Here is a 2,268-nt window from a genome sequence, read left to right as displayed (position 1 = left end):
GTCGGCGACGACATCGTGCCCTACCTCGTCAACATGACCAAGCGCAACGGCGACACGATCGGCGGCGCCGACTATACGTTCGACTGCACCGGCAACACCAAGGTGATGCGCCAGGCGCTCGAAAGCTCGCATCGCGGCTGGGGCAAGTCGGTGATCATCGGCGTCGCCGGCGCCGGCCAGGAGATCTCGACGCGTCCGTTCCAGCTGGTCACCGGCCGCAACTGGATGGGCACGGCGTTTGGCGGCGCGCGCGGCCGCACCGACGTTCCGAAGATCGTCGACTGGTATATGGCCGGCAAGATCCAGATCGACCCGATGATCACCCATACGATGCCGCTCGAGGACATCAATAAGGGTTTTGATCTCATGCATTCGGGCCAAAGCGTCCGTGGCGTGGTGGTCTACCCATGAGCATCTTCGATCGAATAATCGCATCCATTGCCGGCGCGCTACGGCGCACGGGAGAAGATTTGCCCCGAGACAAAAAGGAGGAGAGTGCGATGGAAAGTTCCGGTCTTACGAGAAGCGCAGTTCACATCCATCCCGCGGTGGATGACGGCGTGAAACCAGAGAGCCCGAGTTTCGCCGGCGGTACACTGGTCTGCGCCTGTACCGACAGGCCGGTCAAGGTGCGGATCGAGGGGCAGATCGCCCACAATCACGCCTGCGGCTGCACGAAGTGCTGGAAACCCAGCGGTACGAGCTTCTCCATCGTCGCAGTCGTCCCGCACGACAAGGTGACGGTGCTCGAAAACGGCGACAAGCTGGCAGTGGTCGATTCCTCGGCGCTGATCCAGCGCCATGCCTGCAGGGAGTGCGGGGTCCACATGTACGGCCCGGTCGAGCGCGAGCATGCCTTCCAGGGCCTGGACTTCATCCATCCCGAACGCTTCCAGGAATCTGGCTGGGCCCCCCCGGGCTTTGCGGCCTTCGTCTCCTCCATCATCGAATCCGGTGTCGATCCCGGCCGGATGGATGGCATCCGGGCACGCCTGAAGGAACTCGGGCTGGAGCCCTATGATTGCCTGTCGCCGGGTCTCATGGACTATGTCGCGACTTGGGTGGCCAAGAAATCCGGCGTCCTTCCAAGCTGACGCGGCACGATGGGGCCGCCAGCCGGCCGCCCTATCGCCAGTACGACGAAAGAAGGTTTGCAGCAGGCGAAGGGGAGTTGTCACGGTATCGAGCGGTGAACGGACGCCCCTCTTTGCCGCTGTAGATGAGGCGCCGGGGCCGGTGACGGCTTTCCAATGGGTCATCGCGCGGATGCGATGACTGTGAGTGGCCAGTGCGGATCGTTTGTGACGTGGGGTAACGAAGAGCTTTCGAAGCGCCGAGAAGATCGAGATGAAGCGCTGTAAGCTGCCGGCTGATCGGAAACCTTGCATCGTCCTCTGCCGTTTGCGCAGTGGCAGATGCGAATTTTCCGCTCGATTGGTGAGACCCTTGTGGGATCGGTGCTCGACAGCCGGCATACCCTCTCGCTTGGCCGCGCCATAGGAGCGAAGCTTGTCGGTGATGATCCGCTTGGGCGGCATGCCCTGCTTCTTCAGCAGCCTGATGGGCAATCGCCTGGCGGCCTTCGTGTCGCGTCGGCTTTGAACAAACTCGTCGAGAACATCTTGATCAACGGCACGCCAAAGCCGGTGCTTTCGGCCTGCGATGGAAAGCACGCCCTCATCCAGGTGCCAGACATCCTGGCGCGACGGTTGCCCCCGACGACGTGGTTTTGCGTAGGCCGGCCCGAATTTCCGTCCCCATCGCCGTATCGTTTCCTATGAGACGACAAGTCCGCGCTCCAGCAGCATTTCCTCGACGAGACGCAGGCTCAGCGGAAACCTGAAATACACCAGACCGCATTCGAGATGATCTGTTGCGGAAAACGGTGGCGCTTGTAGCTGACGGCAGAACTCTTCGTAATCGCAGATCTGAAGATACTTTGGTCGCGGCATTGAATCAACGACCCTTTGCAGGGCGTCGTTTCACGTGGTCGGTGGCGCATTGATCCTTGCCGCCCGTAAGAAAACTCCATCGCAGGCTATCAAATTAGTCACGCGGTTGCATAGGATGCGCAACGCAAAAAGCTCCTGGCGTGTTATGGCGAGGAGCTTGGCAGCAATATTTGGCGTGGGTAAATTTAGAAGTTTTGTTGGTTGCGGGGGCAGGATTTGAACCTGCGGCCTTCAGGTTATGAGCCTGACGAGCTACCGGGCTGCTCCACCCCGCGTTACCATGGCAAATCCCTTATGGGATTTGTCTCCTGTCAGG

The 2,268-nt window shown here is 60.5% G+C and carries 2 protein-coding genes, 1 tRNA gene and 1 pseudogene; 2 read left to right on the top strand and 2 right to left on the bottom strand.

Features of this window, described 5'->3' with window-relative positions:
- Positions 1 to 411, top strand: a 411-nt coding sequence (locus VL202_RS00640; protein ID WP_325462272.1) for a zinc-binding dehydrogenase, incomplete at its 5' end; no start/stop codon positions are given.
- Positions 412 to 500: 89 nt separating this feature from the next.
- Positions 501 to 1,094, top strand: a complete 594-nt coding sequence (gene gfa, locus VL202_RS00635) for an S-(hydroxymethyl)glutathione synthase (RefSeq protein WP_325462271.1) — start codon at positions 501 to 503, stop codon at positions 1,092 to 1,094.
- A 129-nt stretch (positions 1,095 to 1,223) separates the two neighbouring features.
- On the opposite strand, the pseudogene VL202_RS00630 reads toward gfa, so the two are convergent.
- Together VL202_RS00630 and VL202_RS00625 are read right to left on the bottom strand one after the other, a co-directional pair.
- Positions 1,224 to 1,921 (bottom strand): annotated as a pseudogene (locus VL202_RS00630) (IS6 family transposase); the annotation flags it as partial.
- A gap of 229 nt (positions 1,922 to 2,150) precedes the next feature.
- Positions 2,151 to 2,227: transfer RNA gene (locus VL202_RS00625), tRNA-Met, on the bottom strand.
- Positions 2,228 to 2,268 lie beyond the last annotated feature (41 nt).

The sequence above is a fragment of the Pararhizobium sp. genome, assembly GCF_035497515.1.
Classification (GTDB): Bacteria; Pseudomonadota; Alphaproteobacteria; order Rhizobiales; family Rhizobiaceae; genus Pararhizobium.
Note: the sequence above shows the minus strand (reverse complement) of the source record. Positions and strands in the feature narration are given on the sequence as shown.

Excerpts from the sequence above, each read along its gene's own strand:
- gfa (WP_325462271.1), top strand. The coding sequence starts at position 501 with ATGGAAAGTTCCGGTCTTACGAGAAGCGCAGTTCACATCCATCCCGCG.